This window comes from Stenotrophomonas sp. SrG (assembly GCF_050031795.1).
In the GTDB taxonomy this organism is placed as follows: Bacteria; Pseudomonadota; Gammaproteobacteria; order Xanthomonadales; family Xanthomonadaceae; genus Stenotrophomonas; species Stenotrophomonas rhizophila_A.
Genome location: NZ_JBNBBE010001652.1, coordinates 1 through 231 on the forward strand (window position 1 = coordinate 1; position 231 = coordinate 231).

Consider the following 231-nt stretch of genomic DNA (forward strand, 5'->3'; position numbering starts at 1 on the left):
CATGCTCGATTCGGTGCGCGTGGCATTCAGTTCGGGCGGCAGCGTGGAAGGCGACAACCGGCTGATCGTAGCCTCGCGCCTGTCCATCACCCAATCGCTGCCGTCCCGGCTGGAGCCGCAGGTGCGGCAGGTACCCGGGGTGAAGGACGTCACCTACGGCATGTGGTTCGGTGGCATCTTCCAGGACCCCAAGTACTTCGTCGCCAACTTCTCGGTGGCACCCAACTACTT

General features: G+C 63.6%; 1 pseudogene. It reads left to right on the top strand.

Annotated features, from left to right (window positions below):
* Positions 1-231: pseudogene (locus ACQG3P_RS24980) on the top strand (ABC transporter permease); the annotation flags it as partial.